This is a genomic window from Micromonospora sp. NPDC093243 (assembly GCF_044753725.1).
Lineage (GTDB): Bacteria > Actinomycetota > Actinomycetes > Mycobacteriales > Micromonosporaceae > Micromonospora.
Genome location: NZ_JBIVNT010000009.1, coordinates 163520 through 182522 on the forward strand (window position 1 = coordinate 163520; position 19003 = coordinate 182522).

Here is a 19003-nt window from a genome sequence, read left to right on the forward strand (position 1 = left end):
CGGCCACGCTCAGGAGCGGGGGGGTCAGGGACGTGGGACAGCGCCAGACGGCCGAGCCGGAAGCCGCCGGGAGCGGCCCCGCGGACGTGCCCCGACAGAACTGGGCCGGGAACGTCCGGTACGCCGCCCGCCGCTTCCACCGCCCGACGACGGTCGACGAGCTGCGCCGGCTGGTCGCCGGCAGCGAACGGATCCGGGCCGTCGGCAGCGGGCACTCCTTCAACCGGCTCGGGGACAGCCGAGGCGACCTGGTCACCCTCGCCGGGCTGCCGCCGGAGATCACCATCGACCGGGACCGGCGTACGGTCACCGTCGCGGCGGGCCTGCGCTACGGCGACGTCGCCACCCGGCTGCACGCCGAGGGGTACGCCCTGGCCAACCTGGCCTCGCTGCCGCACATCTCGGTCGCCGGGGCGATCGCCACCGGCACCCACGGCTCCGGCGTGGCCAACGGCAACCTGGCCACCGCCGTCGCGGCGCTGGAGCTGGTCACGGCCGACGGCGAACTGCTGCGGGTGGACCGCGACACCGACGGGGACACCTTCGCCGGCATGGTGGTCTCGCTCGGCGCGCTGGGCGTGGTCACCCGCGTCACCCTCGACGTTCTGCCGGCCTTCGACATCCGCCAGTACGTCCAGCTCGACCTGCCCCGCGCCGAGGTGGACGCCGCGCTCAGCTCGGCGTACAGCGTCAGCCTCTTCACCGACTGGCGCTCGCCGCTCATCGGCCAGGTGTGGCGCAAGCAGCGGGTTGAGCAGCCCGCGCCGCCGCCCGGCTGGCTCGGTACGACGGCGGCCGACACCCCCCGACACCCGGTGCCCGGCATGCCGGCGGAGAACTGCACCGCGCAGCTCGGCGAGTTGGGGCCGTGGCACGAGCGGCTGCCGCACTTCCGGCTCGGCTTCACCCCGAGCAGCGGCGACGAGCTGCAGTCGGAGTACCACGTGCCGCGTGCGGTGGCGGCCGAGGCGCTCGCCGCGCTGGACCCGGTGGCGCACCTGATCGCCCCGGTGCTGCAGATCTGCGAGCTGCGTACCGTGGCGGCCGACCAGCTCTGGCTCAGCCCGAACCACGGCCGGGACAGCCTCGCGATCCACTTCACCTGGATCGACGACGCCGACGCCGTGCTGCCGGTGCTGGCCGCCGTCGAGGAGCGGCTGGCGCCGTTCGGGCCGCGTCCGCACTGGGGCAAGGTCTTCGGGATCGCCCCGGCCGAGGTTGCCGCGACCTACCCCCGCCACGCCGACTTCGCCGCCCTGCTGACCCGCCTAGACCCCACCGGCACCTTCCGCACCAACCTCCTGGACCACCACTTCCCCCGCTAACCCCCCGCCACCCCCACCCCCCGCGCCCCCACCACTGGTCGATCATGCAGTTGTGGTGCCTGGCAAAGGGTGCATGCGGCGCGAAACCGGCACCACAACTCCTTGATCGACGGAGGCGGGCGCGCGGGGCCCCGGGGGGTTAGCGGCGGTCGGCGGTTACTTGGTCGCGGACGGTGCCGCGTTGTACGGCGCGGCTGATGTCGCTGGGGGAGACGATGCCGACCAGTCGGCCGTCGCTCACCACCAGCGCCCGCCCGTCGGCGCACTCGCTGAGCCGGGGAAGCAGGTGGTTCAGCGGTTCCTCCGGCTCGGCCAGCGCCAGCTCCTCGGGCCGGCAGGCCACCTCGGCCAGCGTCGTGGTCGCCCGCTGGTCCGCCGGGACGCCGCGCACCCGGTCGAGGGTGACCAGGCCGATCGGCCGCCCGTTCTCGGTCAGCGGCAGCGCCGAGTGCCGGTACGCGAAGAGGTAGTGGTCGACGAAGTCGGCGACGGTCATCTCCGGCGACGCGGTCTGCGGCTGCGGGGTCATCACGTCGGTGACCCGGATGCCGCGCAGCGCGCTGCCCATCCGGGCCTGCCGCTCCTCCATCCCGGCGGCGCCGATCAGGAACCAACCGATCAGGGCCAGCCAGAGCCCGCCGAACCCGACGCCGGAGAGGAACTGCCAGAGGCCGAGGCCGATCAGCAGCGCGCCGAGCACCCAACCGGCCCGGGCGGCCACCACCGAGGCCTTGGTCCGGTCGCCGGTCCACTTCCAGACCGCCGCGCGCAGCAGCCGCCCACCGTCCAGCGGGGCGGCCGGCAGCACGTTGAAGACCGCCAGCAGGATGTTGATGCCGGCCAGCCAGGCGAACGCGCCGAGCAGCAGGCCGCCCGGCCCGACCAGGGCGAAGATGATGGCGAACGCGCCGAAGAAGAGCCCGATGCAGAGGCTCACCAGCGGGCCCACCCCGGCGATGCGCAGCTCCGCGCCCGGACTCTTCGCCTCACCCCGCAACTCGGCCACCCCGCCGAAGAGCCAGAGCGTGATGCCACCGACCTCCAGCCCCTCGCGCTTGGCCACCACCGCGTGCGAGACCTCGTGGGCCAGCAGGCCGACGAAGAAGACCACCGCGGCGGCCAGCCCGGCCAGCACGTAGAGGACCACCGGGCGGTCCGGATAGGAACGGGGGAACTGGTTGGCCGCCAGCCCCCAGGCGATCAACGCGAAGATGACCAGGACGCTCCAGTTGACCCCGACGGGTACGCCCGCGATCCGGCCAAGTCGGAAGCTCGCCCTCATCTTCCCGTGATACCCCCGAAGCGTGTCGCTATGCCCAGCGGCGGCGGTGACCGGATCCGGTTGGTCGAGCCGTCGCCGCTCGGTCAGGGTCGGGGGGTTTCGGACGCGATGGTGGCCTGGCGGGGCAGGGCGGCCGCGCGCAGCGCCCAGTCGAGGGCGTAGTCGGCGACCTCCTCCCAGCCGTCCTGCCCGACGGTGAAGTGCGATCGCCCGGGAAAGCCGTGGAAGGCGGTCAGCGCCCGGGACTTCGTGTAGAGCGCGGCGTTGCTGCGTACCACGCCGGGCGGAACGACGTGGTCGGCCCCGCCGGCGATCAGCAGCAGCGGTGGCCGGTCGTCCCGGCGGGTGTCGACCTCGGCGGTGCTGTTCGGGTCGAGGTTGGCGAAGGCGCCCTCGAAGAGCACCCGCCCGGCGCCGGGTACGGCGTAACGCTCCCAGGCCCGGTCGGAGTCCGCCCGGCTCATCGTGTTGCCGAACGCGTAGTGGAAGTCGTCCTGGGTGAACGGGACGGCCCGGTGCCGGTTGGCCGGGCTGCGCAGGATCGAGAAGCCCGAGCGCAGGGTGCTCAGCGGCAGCTTGAGTACCCCCTTGATCGGCGCCGGGTGGATGGCCACCGCGGCCGCGCCGAGGCCCCGGTCGACCAGGACCTGGGTGAAGAGCCCGCCGAACGAGTGCCCCATGATGATCGGCGGGCGGGGGAGTTCGGCGATGACCCGCTGGTAGTGATCCACGATGTCGGCCATCCGCTGCTGCGCGATCGGCGTGGGGTCGTCGCGCAGCTGCTGGACCTCGCCCTCCATCCCGGGCCAGGCGGGGGCGAGCACCCGCAGGCCGCGCTCGGCGTACCGGTCGACCCACCGTTCCCAGCTGTGCCGGGTCATCCACAGCCCGTGGACCAGTACGACGGTGTCCACATCTCCCAGCGGCGCGCTGCCCATCAGCGTCCCCTCCCCGGTGTCGCGGTGCGCGGAACGCGCGGTTACCCGGCTGGCGGGGCGGGAATCCTGCCGGCCCGGCCCGCGACGGGGAAACCGGCCCCTGACAAATGTCATGCCCGGAAGGTGACGCGCGCTCCGGGCCCCGGAACCGGGCGCGCCGGAGCATGGCTGTCATGACCAGTACGCATCCGGCCGTCGAGCTGAGCGGCCTCACCAAGACCTTCGGCGCGGTCACCGCGGTCGACGGGCTGAGCCTGCGGGTGGAGCCCGGCGAGGTGGTCGCCTTCCTCGGTCCGAACGGCGCCGGCAAGACCACCACCATCGACATGCTGCTCGGCCTGGCCCGCCCGGACGCGGGCCGGGTGCGGATCCTCGGCGGCCCCCCGGTCGACGGGATCGCGCACGGCCGGGTGGCCGCCGTGTTGCAGACCGGTGGGCTGCTCAAGGACCTGACCGTCGGCGAGACGGTCCGGCTGACCGCCAACTTCTACCGGCGTACCCGCCCGGCGCAGGAGGTGCTGGAGCGGGCCGGGATCGCCGACATCGCCGACCGGGTGGTGGGCCGCTGCTCCGGCGGTCAGCAGCAGCGGTTGCGCTTCGCGCTGGCCCTGCTGCCCGACCCGGACCTGATGGTGCTCGACGAGCCGACCACCGGGATGGACGTCGAGGGCCGCCGCGAGTTCTGGCAGGCCCTGCGGCGCGACGCCCGGGCCGGACGGACGGTCATCTTCGCCACCCACTACCTCGACGAGGCCGACGCGTACGCCGACCGGATCGTGCTGGTCCGGCAGGGGCGAATCGTCGCCGACGGCACCACCGCCGAGATCAAGAACCTGGCCGCCGGCCGGCTGGTCCGGGCCACCCTGCCCGACGCCGACCAGGCCGCGCTCGCCGCGCTGCCCGGTGTCGACGCGGTCGAGGTCCGGGGCGACAGCGTGCTGCTGCACACCGGCGACTCCGACCGGGTCGCCCGGCACCTGCTCACCCGGACCGCGGCCCGGGACGTGGAGATCACCTCCCGCAACCTCGAGGACGCCTTCCTCGCCCTCACCACCGACCACCCCGGAGCCTGACGATGACCACCACCCTGCCGGCGACCGCCACCACCGACCGCTCCGACACCGCCACCCGGCGCCCGCCCGCCCTGGGCGGGTTCTCCCCGGCCGTGCTCGGCATCGAGTTGCGCCGGGTGCTGCGCAACCGGCGCACCCTCGCGTTCACCCTGCTCATGCCGGCGGTCTTCTTCCTCATCTTCGGCCTGCCCCAGCGCGGCCAGGATCTCGAAAACGGCCGGCCGGTGATCGCGTACGTCATGGTCAGCCTGGCCGTCTACGCGGCCATGGTGGCCACCACCAGCGCGGGCGCCGCGGTGGCCACCGAGCGGGCGCTGGGCTGGAGCCGGCAGCTGCGGCTCACCCCGCTGCGCCCCACCGCGTACGTGGCCACCAAGGTCGCCACCGCGATGGCCCTCGGCCTGCTCGCCGTCTGCGTCGAGTTCGCGGTGGGCGCCGCCGCCGGCGTACGGCTGCCCGCCCACGTCTGGCTGCTCTCCGGCCTCGGGGCCTGGCTGGGCTCGCTGGTCTTCGCCGCCTTCGGTCTCTTCATCGGCTACCTGGTGCCGGCCGAGAACGTCATGCAGTTCATCGGGCCGATCCTGGCCGTGCTGGCCATGTTCGGCGGGCTCTTCGTCCCGGTCGAGGTGCTGCCCGAGGTGCTCGCCGAGGTGGCCCGGTACACCCCGGTCTACGGCCTCGGGGAGGTCGCCCGCGCCCCGCTGACCGGCGACGGGGTGAGCCTCGGCGCGCTGGTCAACCTGCTCGCCTGGACGGCGGTCTTCACGGTCGGCGCCGCCCGGCTGTTCCGCCGGGACACCGCGCGGGTCTGAGCGGGCCGACGGCTAGCGTGGACCCGATGGACGTCGTCATGCCGGGTCAGCCCCGGCCGGTGAGCCGCCGATGGCGGGTCACCGGCTGGCTGCTCGCCGCGGTCTGGCTCTTCTTCCTCAACGTGCCGGTGGCCACCGCGCTGCGCCAGCCCGAGCCGTGGCGCCGGGTGGTCGGGGTCGGCACGGTGGTCGCCTTCGGCGTCGCGTACGTGCTGCTCTTCCAGTGGGTGCGGGGGCTGCGGCAGGCCGGCCGGCCGATCCCGCGCGGCCGGGCGGTCGCCGCGCTGCTGGGTCTGCTGGCGCTCGGCGTGGCCGGGATCCCCGGCACCGACGGGGACTGGTTGACCACCCTGGTCTTCGTCGCCGCGGCGGCCGTGCTGCTGCTGCCGGGCGGCTGGGCGCTCGCCGTCGTGGCGGCCGCCGCCGTCACGCCGCTGGTCGCGGCCGGGCTGGTGCCGGGCTGGGAGGCGGAGAGCACCATCACCTTCGCCGTCCTGCTCGCCTCGTTCGCGATGTTCGGTTTCGCCCGGCTGGCGCAGCGCAACAGCGAACTCCAGGCGGCCCAGCAACAGATCGGCCGGCTCGCCGTCACCGAGGAGCGGGCCCGAACCGCACGGGACCTGCACGACATCCTGGGCCACTCGCTCACCGTGGTGGCGATCAAGGCCGAGCTGGCCGGCCGGTTGATCGAGGTGGACCCGGCCCGGGCGGCGAGCGAGATCGCCGACGTGGAGCGGCTCGCCCGGGCGGCCCTCGCCGACGTGCGGCAGACGGTCGGGGCGTACCGGGGGGTGCGTCTGGCCGAGGAGCTGGCCGGCGCCCGCGCGGCGCTGGCCGCCGCGGGCATCGCGGCGCAGCTGCCGACCGAGCTGCCGGAGCTGCCGGCGGAGCGCGACCAGCTCTTCGGTTGGGCGGTGCGGGAAGGGGTGACGAACGTGGTCCGGCACAGTGGGGCGCGGTGCTGCACGATCCGGGTCCGGGCGGACCAGGTGGAGATCAGCGACGACGGCCGCGGACCGTCCACGTCGGACGCGGCGGCCAGCGGGCACGGGCTGGTCGGTCTGCGCGAGCGGGCGGAGCGGCTGGACGCGACGGTGACGGTGGGCCGTCGACCGGACGGCCCCGGCTTCCTGCTCCGGGTCGGGCTGCCGGCGGACGCCCGGTGAGCGCCCCGATCCGGCTGCTGCTCGCCGACGACCAGGCGCTGGTCCGGGGCGCCCTGGCCGCGCTGCTCTCGCTGGAACCGGACCTGACGGTGGTGGCCGAGGTCGGGCGGGGTGACGAGGTGGTGCCGGAGGCCCGGCGGACCAGCCCGGACGTCGCGCTGCTCGACGTGGAGATGCCCGGCATGGACGGGATCGCCGCGGCGACCGCGCTACGGGCGGCGCTGCCCTCCTGCCGGGTGCTGGTGGTGACCACCTTCGGTCGGCCGGGCTACCTGCGGCGGGCGATGGAGGCCGGCGCCAGCGGCTTCGTGGTGAAGGACACCCCGGCCCGGCAGCTGGCCGAGGCGGTCCGGCGCGTGCACGCGGGCCTGCGGGTGGTCGACCCGACGCTGGCGGCGGAGACGCTCGCCACCGGGGCCAGCCCGTTGACCGAGCGGGAGACCGAGGTGCTGCGGGCGGCCCGGGGCGGCGGCACCGTCGCCGACCTGGCCGCGACCCTGCACCTGTCCGAGGGGACGGTGCGCAACCACCTCTCCGCGGCGATCGGCAAGACCGGCGCGCGCAACCGGGCCGCCGCCGTCCGGATCGCCGAGCAGAACGGCTGGCTGCTCGGCGACTGAACCCGCCTAGGCGGTGGGCGGCGGCTCGGGCAGCGCCTCGACCACCACCACGCTGCTGCCGGGCCGCACCTCGGCCAGCAGTTCCCGCTGGCCGCTGCGGGTCAGCCGGATGCAGCCGTTGGTGGTGTTCTCGCCCAGCTCGCCGTCGTGGTACCAGGTGTGCAGGCCGATGTGCGCGCCGCGCAGGCTCGCCGGGACCGAGTCCGGGTCGTCGGGCACCGAGCCGAGGGCGTAGATGTCCACCCCGCCGTAGACGTCCTGCGGGGGCGGGGTGCGGCCGAGGATGAAGGTACGCCCGAGCGGCGTCTCCTGCCCGCGCTGCCCGAGACTGATCTCCCAGGTGCGCACCGCCCGGCCGGCGCGGTACCAGGTCAGCCGGTGCCGGCCGCGCTCCACCACGATCTGGTCGCGCAGCGCGACGGTGGTGAAGCCGCCGGGCGGGAGCCAGGCGAGCCGGCGGTTGGCCGAGGGCAGCAGCACCGCCGTCCAACCGGACTGGCGGTCGGCGATCGGCATGGTCAGCTCGACGCCGCTGATGGTCGGCGCGAGCAGGGCCACCGGTCGCCCGCCGGGCGCGTTGTAGGCCGCGATCTCCCGGGTCGGGTGCAGCCCCTCGGTCAGCGGCGTGGTGTCCATGGTGGCCGGGTCCGCCGGGAACCCGGCCGGCGCCGGATCGTAGGTGATCACCGGCAGCCCGGGTGGGGCCGGCGCGGCGGGCGGCACGCTCTCGTCGGTGCCCTGGTCGGCACTGCTCGGCGCGGGTTGCGCGGTGGCCGGCGGCGCCGCCTGTCCGCCGGTCGGCTCCGCATCGGGGGTCAGGGCCAGGCCCGTGAGCAGCGCGGCCACCAGCAGCGCCGGTACGCCGATGCCGGCGGCGATCCACCCACCCCGCCGCCGGGACTTCATTCGGTCAAACGACACGAAACCACTCTATGCCCGATACCACCCCCACCAGCCCCGTTCCCCACAAAAAGCCCACCATCAACACCGGTGATCAAGAGGTCCGCGTCAGGATCCGGGCGGAAACTGACGCGAACCTCTTGATCAACGCCGTGCGGCCGGCAGGGCAGGGGGTGGGGGTGGGGGTTAGAGGCGGGCGTTGGTGTGGATGGCTATGGCGTCGTGGGCGGGGACGTTGGCGGTGAACCAGCCGTTGGCGTCCACGGTGATCAGCGGGCCGCTGCACGAGCCGTTGCTGAAGGTGCCGTGGATGACGTCGCAGTAGCGACCCGCGGGCAGCCCGGTGGAGTACGACCGCCCGGTGATCGCCTGGTCCTCGTCGTTGACGGTGAGGTAGCCCTTGCCGGTCCGGCTGAAGGCGATGTGGTTGTTGCCGTTGTCGTACCAGTTGGTCACGCCCGCGCCCTCGGTGGCGTTGCGGAAGCCGACCATGTTGGCGATCACCGGCCAGCGGTGCTCGCACTCCCAGCCGGAGTAGCAGGTGGTGTTCAGGGTCTTGTTGTTGCCGTCCGAGGGCGGGCCCTGGTCGCGGTTGCTGAACGTGTAGCTGGACATCACCGTGGGGGAGCCGTACGGCCAGGCCAGCATGAAGGCGTTGGCCAGCGCGTAAATGCCCCGGTCCCGATAGGTCAGCACCCCGCCGGTGTCGCGCTGGGTGTCGTGGTTGTCCACGAACACCGCCGCCGGGCCGCTCGGCAGGTGGCCCCAGCCCGTGCCGAAGTTGCTCAGGTAGGCCAGCCGCTCCGAGCGGAACACCCGGGCCAGGTCCTTGCCGTAGCGAAACTCGTGCACGTCGCCGTTGCCGGTGTACTCGGTCGGCTGGATCGGCTCGCCCGCGCCGTGGATGACCTCCTGCACGATGTATGCCGGCCGGGACAGCCGGGCCTTGATGGCCGCGATGTCGGCGGCCGGCATGTGCTTGCTGGCGTCCATCCGGAACCCGTCGACGCCGAGGGAGAGCAGGTCGTTGAGGTAGCCGGCGATCCGGCCCCGGACGTAGTCGGACTCGGTCTTCAGGTCGGCCAGGTTGACCAGCTCGCAGTTCTGCACCTCGTAGCGGTCGCCGTAGTTGGCGATGTCGTTGTTGCCGTTGCGGCCGCAGTAGTGGAAGTCCTGTGACTGGTAGCTGCCCGGGTAGTCGTAGTGGCCGTACGACGAACCGGCCCAGCCGGTGCCGCCGGCGTCCTGCCCGGACATGTGGTTGATCACGGCGTCCACGATCACCTTGACCCCGGCGGCGTGGCAGGTGTTCACCATGGACTGGAACTGGGCGCGGGTGCCCTTGCGGGACTCGATCCGGTAGCTGACCGGCTGGTACGCCAGCCACCACTGGGAGCCGCGGACGTGCTCCTGGGGCGGGGAGACCTGGACGTAGCCGTAGCCCTTCGGGCCGAGGGTGCTCTGGCACTCGGCGGCGACCGACGGCCAGTTCCACTCGAAGAGCTGGACGATGACCTTCTTGCTGCCGCTCGGGGCCGCGACGGCCGGGGGTGCCGTCACGACGGTGGGAACGAGCAGGCTGGCGATCATGCCGACGGCGAGGATCGCCGATCGGCATCGGCGTCGATGCATCGCGACTCCTGACGGGGGTGGGAGGACGGGTGGAGCGGCGGGGGAGGACGCCCACGTCTGCCGGAATCTTGCAGCGAGGGCTGAAATTTTCCGAAAGGTTACAAGCGTGTTGCAGCGACTGTCAACGCATGGACGCCCGTCGTTGCGTCGAGGTCGCTTACACGCGTCACGGTGCCGGCCGGTTCGATCCGGCGGTGGAAATTTCTCCGCGACCGGTGATCCGTCCGCGCCGCCGGTCCGTACTCGATGGGGGAGCAGGGTCGGGCGGTGCGCCGCCGTTAGACGATCGAGGAGCAGATGGCCCGGGCTAAGCAGAATCAGAAGCCGGCGACCGTCCGGACCAGCGAGAGCAGCCGGGGGGTCCGCGGCCGGTCACGGTCCGCCGTGGCGGCGCTGATCGTCTCCGCGCTCGCCGCCGCGTGGGCGGCGATCATGCTCACCGGAGCCGGCCAGCGGGCGTACGCGTACGGCTTCTTCTTCACCGAGTTCTTCGCCGGCGTGGTCACCCTGGTCGCGCTGAGCCTCACCGTGATGCTGGGCCTGCTGGCCACGGACCGGCTGGTGCTGTTGATCCGGCACCGGGTGCTGCTCCAGTCCGCGCACCGGGCGACCGGTGTCCTCGGCATCGTCGGGCTGCTCTTCCACGCGCTCACCAAGATCGCGACTGGGCGGGCGGCGAGCACCGACGCGGTGGTGCCGTTCGTCGGTGGTCGCGGACTCTACGTCGGGCTCGGCACCGTCGCCGCCCTCCTGATGGTCTCGGTGCTCTGGACCGGCGTGGTCCGGGCACGCTTCGCCGGCGTCGGTCCGAAGTGGCTCTGGCGGGCGCTGCACTCCCTGGCGTACCTCTCCTGGCCGTTCGCCCTGCTGCACGGGCTGAACGCCGGCCGCCCGGCGAAGTCCTGGGTGACGCTGAGCTATTTGGCCTGCGTGCTGCTGGTGGTGCTGGCGCTGCTCGTCCGGCTCTCGGTGACCCTCGGCCGGCGCAGCCGGGAGCAGTACCAGGCCGCCGCGATGAACAGCGCCCTCGCCGGCCGGCCGGCCGAGGACGGCAAGGGACGGTCGGTGCTGGCCGGCCTCGGCCGCCGCGCCGACGCCAAGCGCGAGGCCCAGGCCGCCCGGGAGCGCCGGGAGGCCGAGTGGGCGCAGACCACCGCCGAGTTCTCGATGTCGACCGGCGATCGGCGCCGCGACCCGCAGCGCTTCGCCGTGCCGGTGGTGCCCGAGCCGGGCACCCTGGGCGAGCCGGCGCGGTCCAGCCGCAAACGGCGCGACGAGGAGTCGGCGCCGGCGGCCCGCCGCGCCCGACGGACCGCGGAGGTCGAGCCGGCCGGCCGGCAGTCGTCCCGGTACCGGGACGAGGAGCCGGCGGCGGGCCGGTCCCGGCGCCGCCGCGCGGAGCAGCAGGAGTCGCCCCGTCGCGACGAGGAGCGCACCGGCGCCCAGGCCCCGGTGCCGAGCCGGCGGCGCCGCCGCGCGGCCGACGAGGTGGACGCCGGTACGCGGTACCAGACCCCGTCGCGGCGGCGGACCGACGAGCCGGAGGAGCCGTGGGACAGCCCGCGCCGCTGGGAGGTGGGCGAGCCGATCTCCGCCGGGCCGATCTCCGCCGGGCCGATCTCGGTCGAGCCGATCTCCGCCGGTCCGATCTCCGGCGCGCCGCGCAGCGGCGCCGGCCGGCACAGCGCCGAGGACGACCAGCCGGAGGAGCCGGACTACTGGCGCCCGCCGGCCCGGTACGTGCCGGAGGAGGTGGCGCCGCCCGTCGACGACACCCCCACCCTGGTCGACCTGGCGTCGCGGCGGGCCCGCCGGGCCGCCGGCGAAGGCCGGTCGCGCCGCAAGCGGGCCAACGCGGACGCGGTGGACGGGGCGTACTGGGCCGGGTTGCGGGGTGAGGCGAAGTGACGACGCGCACCACCGTCCCCCCGGTCGCCTGCGTCGGCGAGCCCCGGCTGACCGCCGGCTTCGCCGAGTTCGGTCGGCTGAACCTGGCCGCGCACGAGGAGGTGCACGGCCCGATCGGCCCGATGGAACCGGCCAACCTGCTCCGGCTCGTCGAGGGGATCCAGCTCAAGGGCAAGGGCGGGGCGGGCTTTCCGTTCGCCCGCAAGCTGCGCGCGGTGCTGGAGTCCTGCGAGCGGCAGGACCTCAGCGCGGTGGTGGTGGTCAACGCCACCGAGGGGGAGCCGGCCAGTTGGAAGGACAAGGTGCTGCTCACCCGGGCTCCGCACCTGATCCTGGACGGCGCGGCGCTGGCCGCGTACGCGCTGGACGCCGACGAGATCGTGATCGGTACGGCCGACGAAGGGGTGGGCCGCGAGTCGCTGATGGAGGCGCTCGCCGAGCGGCGGATGCCGGTGCCGACCAGCATCGTCACCGTTCCGCACCGGTTCATCTCCGGCGAGGGCGGCGCGCTGGTCAACGGGATCAACGGGCTGCCGCACATCCCGCCCGGCACCAAGAAGCGGTCCAGCGACTCCGGCGTGAGCGGGCTGCCCACCCTGCTCTCCAACGCGGAGACCTACGCCCAGCTCGCCGTCGCCGCCCGGCTCGGCCCGTACGAGTACGCCGCCCTCGGCACCGACGACGAGCCCGGCACGGTGCTGCTCACCGTCACCGGCGCGGCCGGCCGGCCGGCGGTGGTCGAGTGCGCCGCCGGCACCCCGCTGCGGGACATCCTGGACCTCTGCGAGGTGCCCGACGGCCCGGGCATCCTGACCGGTGGCTACCACGGCAAATGGATCACCCCGGAGGCGGCGGACCGGGCCGAGGTCTCCCGAAAGGGGCTGGCCGCGGTCGGCGGCACGCTGGGTGCGGGCATCATCATCCCGCTCGGCCCCGACACCTGCCCGCTCGGCGAGGCCGCCCAGGTGGTGCGCTACCTGGCCGGCGAATCCGCCGGCCAGTGCGGCCCGTGCCGGATGGGCCTGCCGGACCTGGCCCGCGCGGTGGACCTCGCGGTCGCCGGCAGCCAGCCCGCCGACGTCGTCCGGGCCGCCGCCGGCGAGGTGAAGGGCCGCGGCGCGTGCAGCCACCCCGACGGTACGTCCCGCTTCGCGCTCTCCGCGATCGAGGTCTTCGTCGAGGACCTGCGCCTGCACGCCACGGGCGAGGGGTGCGGCCGGCGGGTCAGGGCCGTGATGGGCCTGCCCGGCGCTCCCGACCCGAACCCGCAGAAGTTGACCCTCGACTGGTCCCGCTGTGACGGGCACGGGCTCTGCGCGCACGTGGTGCCGGACTTCATCCGGCTGGACGGCAACGGGTACCCGGCGTTCCCGCCGACGCCGGTGCCGACGTGGCTGCGCGAGGGCGCGATGAAGGCGGTCAAGGTCTGCCCCGAGCTGGCCCTCCGGCTGGCCAAGGCCGAGTAGCGACCGGACGAACGGAGACGGGCGATGCAGACGGTGAAGGCCGGGCAACCACCCCGGGCGGCCCGGGTGGGGCAGGGGAGGATGGCCCGGGTGCGGCGGCTCGTCGCGACCGGCGCCCTGCTCGCCGCGCTCGCGGCCACGTCGGCCTGCACCGGCGGCGGGGCTCCGGAGGCAGCCGCCGCCAGCCCGGCCGTGGCGGGCCCGGGCGCCGCCGTTCCGGCGACCCCGGCGGCCGTCCCGGCGGCGCGGGTGCCGGACATTCTCGACTTCACCGGCACCACCCTGGACGGCGCGTCCTTCTCCGGCGCCGCGTTGGCCGGTCGGCCGGTGGTGCTCTGGTTCTGGGCCCCCTGGTGCGCCACCTGTGCCAGCCAGGCCTGGACCGTGGCCGAGGTGGCGCCGACCTACCGGGACACCGTGCCGATCGTGGGTGTCGCCGGGCTCGGCGAGCAGCGGGCCATGCGGGACTTCGTCACCGAGTTCGAACTGGCCGGGGTGCCGCAGCTCGACGACCGCGCCGGGAAGCTGTGGCGCCGCTTCGAGGTGGTGGAGCAGAGCACGTTCGTGATCATCGACCGGAACGGGAGCGTGGTCCACCAGGGCTTCCTCGACGGCGAGGCGCTCACGGCGCGGCTTGGCGCGCTGGCCGCCGGCCGGTGACGACCGCTCTGCTGCTGGCGCTGACCGCCGGCATGCTCGGCGCGGTCAACCCGTGCGGCTTCGCGATGCTGCCGGCGTACCTGTCGCTGCTGGTGGCCGGCGCGCCGGGCGCCCGGGGCGCCGTCGGCCGCGCGCTCAGCGCCGCCGCCGGCCTGACCCTGGGGTACGTGCTGGTCTTCGGCGCCTTCGGCCTGGCGCTCGCCCCGCTCGCCGGGTGGCTGAGACCCCGGCTGCCCTGGGTCACCGTGGCACTCGGGCTGCTGCTGGTGGCCGCCGGCGCCTGGCTGCTCGCCGGCCGGCGGCTACCCGCGCCGGGACGGTTCACCCGGGCCCCCCGGCTGACCCGTTCCTGGGCGTCCACGGTGCTCTTCGGCGCGGCGTACGCGGTCGCCTCGCTCGGCTGCGCGATCGCGCCGTTCCTGGCCATCGTGGTGACCAGCCTGCAGGCCGGGTCGACCCCGCGCGGGCTGGCGCTCTTCGGGGCGTACGCGATCGGGATGGGACTGGTGGTCGCGGTGGCCGCGCTCGGCGTGGCGCTGGTGCGCGACGGGCTGGTGGCCCGGCTGCGCGGCGCCGGCGCGCTGGTGCCCCGGCTCAGCGGTCTGGTGCTGGTCGCCGCAGGCGGCTACGTCGCCTGGTACGGCTGGTACGAGGTGCGGCTCACCGCCGGCCGGCGGGACGCCTTCGGTGACCCGGTGGTGCTCGCCGCGACCCGGATCCAACGCGCCCTCGCCGATGCCCTGGACGCGATAGGTCCGACAACCCTCGCCGTAACGCTCGCCGTACTCCTCCTCCTCGCTACCCTGTCCCGCCGCGCAACGCGTCGATCATGCAGTCGTGGTGGGTGACGGAAGGTACGAAAACGTAGCTACCGGGCACCACAACTGCATGATCGACGCGTGGGGCGGGTGGTGGGTCAGCGGGTGGGGGTTAGGCGGTCGGTGCCCATCCGGTCGTGCAGGACCTCGGGCAGCAGCACCGAGCCGTCGGGCTGCTGGAACTGCTCCAGGATGGCCGGGAAGAGCCGGCTGGTGGCCAGCGCCGAGCCGTTGAGCGTGTGCACGAACCGGGTCTGCTTGCCGCCCGGCTCGCGGTAGCGGATGGCCGCCCGGCGCGCCTGGTAGTCGCCGGCCCAGGAGACCGACGAGACCTCCTTGTACTTGCCGGTGCTCGGCATCCACACCTCGATGTCGAGGGTCTTCTTCATCGACGCGCTGGCGTCGCCGGCGGAGAGCAGGCTGCGCTGGTAGTGCAGGCCCAGCCGCTCGACCAGGCTCTCCGCGTGGCTGAGCATCTCCTCGAGCGCCGCGTCGGCCTGCTCGGGCAGGGTGAACTGGAAGATCTCCACCTTGTTGAACTGGTGGCCCCGGACGGTGCCGCGCTCGTCGGAGTGCGAGCCGGCCGCCTCCCGGCGGTAGCAGGGGGTGTAGGCGAACGCCTTCAGCGGCAGCTTCGGGGTCTCCAGGATCTCGTCCTGGTAGGCCCCGAGGATCGCGGTCTCCGAGGTGGGCAGCAGGAACTGCCCGCGCGGGGCCGACTCCCGGTCCAGGTGGTAGACGTCGTCGTAGAACTTGGGGAACTGGCCGGCGGCGAAGCCGGCGGTGTCGAGCAGCAGGTGCGGCGGGAGCAGGAACTCGTAGCCGGCCTTGACGTGCTCGTCGATGAACCAGTTGATCAGTGCCCACTCCAGCCGGGCACCGACCCCGGTGTACATCCAGAAGCCGGAGCCGCCGAGCTTGACCCCCCGCTCGTGGTCGACCAGGCCCAGCGCGCGGCTCAGCTCGATGTGGTCGCGGACCTTCTCGATCACCGGGGGCTCGCCGAAGGTCTTCACCACCCGGTTGGCCTCCTTGCCGCCGGGCACGACGTCGTCGGCGGGCAGGTTGGGCAGCTCGCTCATCGCGGATCGCAGCCGGGCCTGCACCTCGTCCAGCTCGGACTCCAGCTGGGCGAGCTGCTTACGCTCGGCCTCCGCCGCGGTGACCTGCGGCTCCACGCCGGCCCGCTTCGCCTCGGCGTACGCCCGCGCCTCCGCCTTGCGGCGCTGCCGCTCGGCGTCGATCTCCGTGATCAGGGCGCGGCGTTCCTGGTCGAGTCGCTGGATCTCGTCCAGCGCCCGGTTGACCTCGGCGGGATCCAGTCGCTTCGCCAGCGCGGTCGCCACCGCCTCGCGATCCTTCCGGATCAACTCCATGTCGAGCATGCTGCTCCGTACGCCTCCGTCTTGGGAGTCGGGTGGGACCCCCAGATGCTACCGTCGCGCCCCTTCCCGACAGGGCCGGGGCGCGACGGCGCCTCGGGCCGGGTCAGAGGCGGATCGGCATCAGGATGGAGAAGGCGTCCTCGTCGGCGGAGGTGCGGATCGCCAGCGGGGCGATGGGGCCGTCCAGCTCCAGCACCAACTGCCCGTCGCCGGCGGCGTCGAGGGCGTCGAGCAGGTAGCGCCCGTCCACCCCGATCCGTATCCCCGCCGTCGACTCGTCCGGGCCGAGGATCCGTAGCCCGTGGTCGTCGGCGCCGAGCACCGTCACCGCGTAGGTCCGCCCGTCGTGCTCCCGGACGATCGTGGGGGCGTCGGGGGCGCGCAGTGCGGTCCGCAGCGCGGCGGCGTCGACCGGGAACCGGTGCGCCGGCGGCGCGCCCCCGGCCCGGGGCAGCAGCCGCCGGTAGTCGGGGAACTCGTCCGGCATCGTCGCCCCGGTGACCTCGCCGCCGTCGACAGCGACCAGCACGCGATCCCCGGTCAGGGTCAGCGTCACCGCCGCGCTCCGCCCGGCCGTCAACACGGGCCGGATCTCGTCGACGACAGCGGCGGGGAGCAGCGCACGCACCGGCGGACCGTCGACCGTCCCGCCGGCCCGGGCGACGGCGAGCCGGTGCCGGTCGGTGGCGACCAACCGGACGCCGTCCGGCTCGACGTCCAGCAGGACGGCGCTCAGCATCGGCAGATCGGGGTCGTCGCCGACGGCGAACCGGACGGCGTCGACGGCGTTCGCCAGCTCGACGCGGGACAGGACGATGCGGGTGGTCATGGTGAGCTCCTCAGGGCCGATCAGGCTACGGATCCGGGAGAGCTCGCGGCGGGCATCGGCGAGGCCGTCCTCCAACCGGCGTTGGTGCGCGTCCAGCAGCCGGTGCACGTCGGCCGGCTCGGCCCGTACCGCGGCGGCGATCTCGGCGACCGGCATGCCGACCCGGCGCAGGCCGGCCACCAGCCGGGCCGACGCCAGCTGCGCGTCGGTGTACCAGCGGTAGCCGGTCGTCGGATCCACCCGGGCCGGCACCAGCACCCCTGCCGAGTCGTAGAACCGGAGCGCGCTGACCGTGAGGCCGCTGCCCCGGGCCAGCTCGCCGATGCTGCGCAGTTCGCTCTCCACGACCGGTGATCCTGTGGTCTCGACCAGGTCGAGGGTCAAGCCGCCGGCGCGGCCGGGGCGTCCAGCACGCGGAAGGTGATCCCGGCCCGGGTGAGCCGGCCCAGCAGCGCGTCGCCCATCGCGGTCACCGGGGTGACCTGACCGGCGGTCGGCGGCAGGTCGTCCAGGGCCAGGCAGAGCGCGGACTCGGCGAGCATCTTCGCCGTCTCGTCATAGCCGGGGTCGCCACCCGCCACCTCGGTGTGGACCCGCCGGCCGCCGCCCGCGCCGACGAACCGGACCCGGAACCACGACGTGGCCCGCTGCTGCGGGGTCGGCCCCTGCCCGGAGGCGAGCCGACCGAGCAGCCAGCGCCGGGTGGGCCCCAGCCGCACCAGGCCGGCCAGGGCACCGAGGCCGGCCGCGCCGGCCAGCGCGGTGGGCAGCCGGCGCACCGCGGCGAAGTGCCGGTAGCGGAAGTCCGGGCCGTACTCGGGCCGGGCCGCGGCCGAGCGGCGGACCACCTGCGGGTCGATGGTGGGCAGCGGCACCGTCCACATGCCCAGCTCGGCCGAGCGGGCGAGCCGGCCGGGCACCGCCCGGACCCGCCGGTCTGCCGGACGCGGCTCGGCCGCCCGGCGCTCGCGGGCCGCCCGGCTGGCCTGCGCGGCCCGGGAGAAGGCGGTGAGCGCCGAGTGGTAGGTGCCGGCGGAGATGCGCCCGCCGGCCCGGACGAAGCCGTCGACGGTGATCGGCACGTCGGTGGGGAGCTGTCGAATCGTGAACCAGGCGCCCAGGTCGTGCGGGATCGAGTCGAAGCCGCAGGCGTGCACCAGCCGCGCCCCGGTGCGGACCGCCTCGGCGTGGTGGCGCAGGTACATCAGGTCGACGAACTCCGGCTCACCGGTGATGTCGAGGTAGTCGGTGCCGGCCCGGGCGCACGCGGCGACCAGCGGCTCCCCGTGGTGGATGAACGGGCCGACGGTGCTGGCGACCACCTGGGCGCTCTCCGCCACCGCGCGCAGCGAGTCGGCGTCGGTGACGTCGGCGGTCAGCAGCGGCAGCTCGGCCAGCGCCGGATCGATCCCGGCGAGCCGCTCCCGCACCGCGGCCAGCTTGGCGGGACTGCGCCCGGCCAGCGCCCACCGCAACCCCGCCGGGGCGTGCCGGGCCAGGTAGTCGGCGGTCAACCCACCGGTGAACCCGGTCGCCCCGAAGAGCACCACCTGGTATGCCCGCTCCCCAGCCATCCCCAGAGTCTGCCACCCGACCCGCCGAGCGGCACACCCTCACTCACCCGGCCCGGCCCGGTCCACCGCCGAGCGGTCCGCGCGGAGCACCTCGCCCGTCTCCACCAGCTGCTTGGCCTGCCGCAGGGCGCCGGCGAGCAGCAGGCCGGGATGGTCTCCGACCAGGTGCGCGGCGAGCCCGGTGGGCGGGGGCGCCCCGATCCGGGGCCGGGCCGCGAGTTCGCTGCCGCGACCGCCCGGCGCCGGGCGTACCCGCACCTCCACCGCCCCGTCGAGCCGGCGCAGCGGCTCCGGCCACCGGCCGTCGGGCAGCACCTCGTCCGGCGGGCGGTGCACCGTCACCACCTGCCAGCGGGCCGGCTCCGGCCGTCCGCCGGTGCGGCCCGGCCACCGGGGTACGACCGGTGCCCGGGCCACCGCCCCGGCGGCCACCGATCCGGCGAGGGCGAGCGCCCAGCCGGCCAGCCGCCCGAAACGTCCCACCTCGTCCCTCCCGCCTCCTTCGCGGCACCAGATCCGTCCCGCACCCGATCCTCGGCCCGGTGCGGGTGAAGCGGGCTCGCCCCGAAGGGGTGAACCGGCCCGCGCCGGGTAACCGCCCGCCGACCGGGGGTG

17 protein-coding genes are annotated in these 19003 nt (G+C 74.5%); 9 read left to right on the top strand and 8 right to left on the bottom strand.

Annotated elements, in window-relative coordinates:
- Positions 1–86 precede the first annotated feature (86 nt).
- Positions 87–1325, top strand: a complete 1239-nt coding sequence (locus ACIP9D_RS27740) for an FAD-binding protein (RefSeq protein ID WP_350874220.1) — start codon at positions 87–89, stop codon at positions 1323–1325.
- Between the two features lie 139 nt (positions 1326–1464).
- On the opposite strand, the gene ACIP9D_RS27745 is transcribed toward ACIP9D_RS27740, so the two are convergent.
- Together ACIP9D_RS27745 and ACIP9D_RS27750 are read right to left on the bottom strand one after the other, a co-directional pair.
- Positions 1465–2607: a site-2 protease family protein gene (locus ACIP9D_RS27745; RefSeq protein ID WP_350874093.1), complete on the bottom strand. Its 1143-nt coding sequence runs from the start codon at positions 2605–2607 to the stop codon at positions 1465–1467.
- An 83-nt stretch (positions 2608–2690) separates the two neighbouring features.
- A complete protein-coding gene (locus ACIP9D_RS27750; RefSeq protein WP_400451205.1) occupies positions 2691–3659 on the bottom strand; it encodes an alpha/beta hydrolase in 969 nt (322 codons plus the stop codon).
- 59 nt (positions 3660–3718) lie between these two features.
- Here ACIP9D_RS27750 and ACIP9D_RS27755 point away from each other — a divergent pair, with 59 nt between their 5' ends.
- Genes ACIP9D_RS27755 through ACIP9D_RS27770 form a run of 4 tightly spaced genes read left to right on the top strand, consistent with a single transcriptional unit; the run spans position 3719 to position 7216 of the window.
- Complete coding sequence (locus tag ACIP9D_RS27755) at positions 3719–4618, top strand: ABC transporter ATP-binding protein (protein WP_350874095.1); 900 nt, start codon at positions 3719–3721, stop codon at positions 4616–4618.
- Between the two features lie 2 nt (positions 4619–4620).
- A complete protein-coding gene (locus ACIP9D_RS27760) occupies positions 4621–5430 on the top strand; it encodes an ABC transporter permease (protein WP_350874096.1) in 810 nt (269 codons plus the stop codon).
- 26 nt (positions 5431–5456) lie between these two features.
- Positions 5457–6596: a sensor histidine kinase gene (locus ACIP9D_RS27765; RefSeq protein WP_350874097.1), complete on the top strand. Its 1140-nt coding sequence runs from the start codon at positions 5457–5459 to the stop codon at positions 6594–6596.
- Positions 6593–7216, top strand: coding sequence for a response regulator transcription factor (locus tag ACIP9D_RS27770; RefSeq protein ID WP_350874098.1), 624 nt, complete (start codon positions 6593–6595; stop codon positions 7214–7216). The genes ACIP9D_RS27765 and ACIP9D_RS27770 overlap by 4 nt, the downstream gene beginning before the upstream one ends.
- A gap of 6 nt (positions 7217–7222) precedes the next feature.
- Here the strand turns inward: ACIP9D_RS27770 and ACIP9D_RS27775 are convergent, their stop codons facing one another.
- Both ACIP9D_RS27775 and ACIP9D_RS27780 read right to left on the bottom strand, forming a co-directional pair.
- Positions 7223–8137 carry a L,D-transpeptidase gene (locus ACIP9D_RS27775; protein ID WP_350874099.1) on the bottom strand — a complete coding sequence of 305 codons (915 nt, stop codon included), beginning with the start codon at positions 8135–8137 and terminating at the stop codon, positions 7223–7225.
- Between the two features lie 165 nt (positions 8138–8302).
- Positions 8303–9748: an alpha-amylase family protein gene (locus ACIP9D_RS27780; RefSeq protein ID WP_350874100.1), complete on the bottom strand. Its 1446-nt coding sequence runs from the start codon at positions 9746–9748 to the stop codon at positions 8303–8305.
- 1550 nt (positions 9749–11298) lie between these two features.
- Between ACIP9D_RS27780 and ACIP9D_RS27785 the strand changes: the two genes are divergently transcribed.
- Genes ACIP9D_RS27785 through ACIP9D_RS27800 form a run of 4 tightly spaced genes read left to right on the top strand, consistent with a single transcriptional unit; the run spans position 11299 to position 14630 of the window.
- Entirely contained in the window at positions 11299–11646 is a 348-nt protein-coding gene (locus ACIP9D_RS27785; RefSeq protein ID WP_350874221.1) for a pentapeptide repeat-containing protein, read from the top strand.
- Between the two features lie 6 nt (positions 11647–11652).
- Positions 11653–13122, top strand: coding sequence for an NADH-ubiquinone oxidoreductase-F iron-sulfur binding region domain-containing protein (locus tag ACIP9D_RS27790; protein ID WP_350874101.1), 1470 nt, complete (start codon positions 11653–11655; stop codon positions 13120–13122).
- Positions 13123–13146: 24 nt separating this feature from the next.
- Entirely contained in the window at positions 13147–13782 is a 636-nt protein-coding gene (locus ACIP9D_RS27795) for a redoxin domain-containing protein (protein WP_350874102.1), read from the top strand.
- Positions 13779–14630: a cytochrome c biogenesis protein CcdA gene (locus ACIP9D_RS27800; protein WP_350874103.1), complete on the top strand. Its 852-nt coding sequence runs from the start codon at positions 13779–13781 to the stop codon at positions 14628–14630. Before ACIP9D_RS27795 ends, ACIP9D_RS27800 begins: the two co-directional genes overlap by 4 nt.
- 68 nt (positions 14631–14698) lie before the next feature.
- Here the strand turns inward: ACIP9D_RS27800 and serS are convergent, their stop codons facing one another.
- From serS to ACIP9D_RS27820, 4 genes are all read right to left on the bottom strand, one after another.
- Positions 14699–15985, bottom strand: a complete 1287-nt coding sequence (gene serS, locus ACIP9D_RS27805) for a serine--tRNA ligase (protein WP_350874104.1) — start codon at positions 15983–15985, stop codon at positions 14699–14701.
- Positions 15986–16088: 103 nt separating this feature from the next.
- On the bottom strand, positions 16089–17147 hold the full coding sequence (locus ACIP9D_RS27810; protein WP_350874222.1) for a MerR family transcriptional regulator: 1059 nt from the start codon (positions 17145–17147) through the stop codon (positions 16089–16091).
- Positions 17148–17194: 47 nt separating this feature from the next.
- On the bottom strand, positions 17195–18388 hold the full coding sequence (locus ACIP9D_RS27815; protein WP_350874105.1) for a saccharopine dehydrogenase NADP-binding domain-containing protein: 1194 nt from the start codon (positions 18386–18388) through the stop codon (positions 17195–17197).
- Positions 18389–18427: 39 nt separating this feature from the next.
- Positions 18428–18871 (bottom strand): hypothetical protein, encoded by a 444-nt coding sequence (locus tag ACIP9D_RS27820; RefSeq protein ID WP_400451213.1) that lies wholly within the window; start codon positions 18869–18871, stop codon positions 18428–18430.
- Positions 18872–19003 lie beyond the last annotated feature (132 nt).

Excerpts from the sequence above, each read along its gene's own strand:
- ACIP9D_RS27750 (WP_400451205.1), bottom strand. The coding sequence starts at position 3,659 with ATGACATTTGTCAGGGGCCGGTTTCCCCGTCGCGGGCCGGGCCGGCAG.
- ACIP9D_RS27795 (WP_350874102.1), top strand. The coding sequence starts at position 13,147 with ATGCAGACGGTGAAGGCCGGGCAACCACCCCGGGCGGCCCGGGTGGGG.
- ACIP9D_RS27755 (WP_350874095.1), top strand. The coding sequence starts at position 3,719 with ATGACCAGTACGCATCCGGCCGTCGAGCTGAGCGGCCTCACCAAGACC.
- ACIP9D_RS27780 (WP_350874100.1), bottom strand. The coding sequence starts at position 9,748 with ATGCATCGACGCCGATGCCGATCGGCGATCCTCGCCGTCGGCATGATC.
- ACIP9D_RS27745 (WP_350874093.1), bottom strand. The coding sequence starts at position 2,607 with ATGAGGGCGAGCTTCCGACTTGGCCGGATCGCGGGCGTACCCGTCGGG.
- ACIP9D_RS27760 (WP_350874096.1), top strand. The coding sequence starts at position 4,621 with ATGACCACCACCCTGCCGGCGACCGCCACCACCGACCGCTCCGACACC.
- ACIP9D_RS27815 (WP_350874105.1), bottom strand. The coding sequence starts at position 18,388 with ATGGCTGGGGAGCGGGCATACCAGGTGGTGCTCTTCGGGGCGACCGGG.
- serS (WP_350874104.1), bottom strand. The coding sequence starts at position 15,985 with ATGCTCGACATGGAGTTGATCCGGAAGGATCGCGAGGCGGTGGCGACC.
- ACIP9D_RS27765 (WP_350874097.1), top strand. The coding sequence starts at position 5,457 with ATGGACGTCGTCATGCCGGGTCAGCCCCGGCCGGTGAGCCGCCGATGG.